Below are 3,718 nucleotides of genomic sequence, written 5' to 3'. Positions count from 1 at the left end.
GCTTGTGTATACCATTTCAAGTTTGAGCCTGTTGCAGTTAATTGTGATGCTGTAGTATTTTGGCAATACGATAGTGTTGTAGTTACTGTTGGTGCCGAAGGTGTAGTACATGGAACCAAACCTTGCAAAATTGCTGTACCAAATAACGAAGGATCTTGCCAAGCATTATCGGTTGTAGCATTCCAAGCTAATTTTGCATCTCTTGCACCATTATCATCATCATCATTGATCATAAAATCAACTCCTACCAATTGGCCAATTACAGGGGAACCTTGTAAAGTCGTCCATGGAATACGTGCTTCTATAATATAACCCCCTGCACGTGCAACAGCTGTATACGTAATTCCAACAACGGAGCGTCCAGCAGGTAATGTATTTACAGTTGTTCCGTCATTCCATCCAAATGTATATTGTACATCATTTGTACCATACGTTGTGGACTTATCATTATTTATATCTACATACACTTCGACGCCATCATCGTCGTATGCATTTGTACTTTCGTTTACTTTAGTATCATCGGTAATATCTGCTAATATATATAGGTACGTATCATCCCATAATGCTTTAAAATTACCCGATAAATCTGCCGTATTTGTTATTGTTCCGGATAACAAATTCGCTGCTGCTGCAGGCAAGACGCTTGCATTATTCCATACATCGTCAATCGTTCCATCGACAGCTACAGGTGTACTTACTTTAAATATTTTATAGTTATTACTAACCTTAATTGTAACAGAAGTTCTAGGTCCTTCACAACCGTTTAATGTTTGTCCAACATAATATATTGTTGTTCCAACTACAGTTGTGGCAGGAGTTGGTGCAGCTGATAAGGCTGTACCTCCAGTTTCTACCATATACCATTTCAAACTCGTACCGGTTGCTGTTAATTGTGTAGCTGTAGCATTTAGATCGTACGTTACTGTTGCTGTTGTAACTATTGGCGCAGGAGTTGTACACGCATTTGGACAAGCAGGCTTCCATACTTTAAAATTACCTGAACAATTTAACATGCCAAGTAAATACAGCATCCCATCATAATATCTATACGTTCCTGTAGGAACTCCAACATTCCAAAATTCTTGAACAAAAGGAGTTGCTAAAGTTGTATTATTAACTGCCAAGGTTGCTGCGGCATTACATGCTATAAGTCCTGTAGAATGATCTCCGCCCGCATTGGTTCCATTCCAATCATAGTGGTTTTTATAATTGGCACCTTGATTTTTAAAAAATGTTAAATACCGTTCAGCAATAATAGGTTGTTGTGCATCTGTCTGAAACCAGTTATAATCCATTCCTAAATTCATAATTGTTCTCCATGCATCGTACATAAATCGATGACTATCGCTATTAAAGTTTGTCGTCTTAGGAGTACCGTCAAAATTGGAATAATCAGCGCTTAAACCAGACGTAGGATGAGAAGCATCACGAATTAATTTACGGGCTGCTGCAGGGGTCTGCGTCCAGAATGCTGTATTCGAAGTAGACCATCTGCCCCAAAGTTCAAAAAAGCCCGGAAGATTATATGAAGGATCTGTATAATCATAAGAACCTCCATTTGGACCAAAGGTGATCAGCTTTGAATTTGTATTGAATAAATTATTTACACCTCCAGCACCTGTTTTGCTTTGCACTTTGCTTAAGACAGCTTGTGCTTCAGCACCGTAATTGTATATACCAGTCCCATTGCCCCATCTATTTGCCGCAAATAACAAGGATGTTATAAAATATGCTTCGCCATCTGGCGCAGGATTGTTATCAATAGCACCTCCGTTTGCATTTAACTGCCAACGGAAGAACCCATCCAAATTTCCTGAAGTATTCTGCATATACGTCTTTGTCCATTTCCATAGTTTATCAAATTCTGCTTTTTTATTCAGCTGAACACAAATCATAAGTCCATAAGACATTCCTTCCGAACGCACATCGTTATTAGCTACGTCCATCATATAAGCCATATCCGTCCCTACTTCGTAATATAGTTTTTGAGTTGCATTACCATAAAAAATTTGTTGAAATGCAGCTTCTACTTTTGCATTAATTTCCGTATCCGTTTTACTTAATAATTCTTTAAACATGTTTCGATAGACGCCAGTATAATAAGCGCCATTTCCAGTTTCGCCACAAGAGGTTGTTGTTCCACCACCTCCACCACCGCTGGAAGTTATTGTAACAACAATAGCAGCACGCGGACCTTCACATCCATTTAAGGTTTGAGACACATAGTACATTGTTGAACCAGCTGAAGTAGTTGTTGGTGTTGGGGCAATAGTAGTAGCAGTTCCGCCTGTAGCATTTGTGCCATACCATTTTAACGCAGTTCCTGTAGCACTTAAAGTACTAGCTGCTGCACCTTGCACATAAGTTACAGGTGATGTAATTGTAGGAGCGGTTGTTGCGCATCCAGGATTTGTTACAGAAGGATTTGATAATGTGTAAACACCTTTATCGGGAACGACATCAAATTCGATATATTTAACCCCACTTACCGTAACAATTGTTGAAGGCACAGTTGTTGATCCAAGCATAACACGAGCAGTAGTCCAAGTTGTAGGTAACTGTCTACGAATCGTAACGGCAACATTATAAATAGCATTATCTAAATTATCTGTTGGTGTCATTCTTAATGAATCGGCATTTACAGAAGCTTCTGTAATAGACATTGCATTACGTTCTTTTATGTATTTCGCAACATTACCAAAAGTACCAACCCAATAATCAGTCTTATTTGTATTTACGTAGGAAAGATGACTACCTAGAACGCTTGATGCGAGAGGAGAATATCCACCATCGTTATCAATTCCATGAATTAAAAATACACACCAGCCACCAGAATTTTTAGCACTTCCCACACGTGTATTCATATCATTCGCCGTATTTACACCGGTATTTCCACAAATAATCGAGCTCAATGAATAAAAGTCGGTAGGTGAGCTTGAAATGATTTGTCCGCTACACGTTCTGCCTGCGATATAATATTTTTGAACGGTAGCTAAATCTCCTCTGTTACAATTTGGATATGCTACTGTAACGCATTTCTGATTGGTTATATTTGAGTTGATTGTCGCTTGCGAATTCTTTAATTCGTTATCTTGATTACCAACATTAGCATCGGGTAAATTTCCATGAGTTACCGTATGGCTACCAATCTCATGGCCATTGTTGGCTGCAGATTTCATGTTCGCCCAATTTGGATTCATACTTTGCGTTACTGAAAAAATGGTAGCTTTAAAACCATAGTTGTTTAGCAAAGGTATCGCTACGGGTATTTGATTGCTGCAATTATCATCAAATGTATAACTAACTGCAGCAGATTTAAAGTTTTGCCAAGTTCCTACTTTATACGTATTTGGAATTTGACCATTTACTATAGTTGAGAATACAATTGAGCAATATAAAATAACAATTAAAATAACAATTGCCTTTTTCATATGTTAAAACGGTTTTATAACGTAATTCGTAATGATAGTCTATGCACACTTTTTAGGTGTACATAGACTACTATTACGAATACCTTTCAAAAAAGTAAACATCTAATTAAAAAGTATGATGCTTTTCGACCTATTGATTACTAAAAAAGCCCTTATTCTATTAAAATAAGGGCTTTAAAATACAATTCGTTGAATAGATTACTGAAATTTATTTCATTACAGTAATCTTCAGTCTTAATAATGAATCTGATTTTTTTATCATAAGTATATATGTTCCAGGAGCGAAC

At 37.3% G+C, this 3,718-nt stretch carries 1 protein-coding gene; it reads right to left on the bottom strand.

All coding sequences use genetic code 11. From position 1 onward, the window contains the following. On the bottom strand, window positions 1-3,431 hold a 3,431-nt coding region (locus Q0543_RS13705; RefSeq protein ID WP_299254182.1), incomplete at its 3' end, for a glycosyl hydrolase family 8. Window positions 3,432-3,718: the final 287 nt, after the last annotated feature.

Source organism: uncultured Cytophaga sp. (assembly GCF_937863595.1).
In the GTDB taxonomy this organism is placed as follows: domain Bacteria; phylum Bacteroidota; class Bacteroidia; order Cytophagales; family Cytophagaceae; genus Cytophaga.
This window is presented reverse-complemented; position numbering and strand designations above follow the sequence as displayed.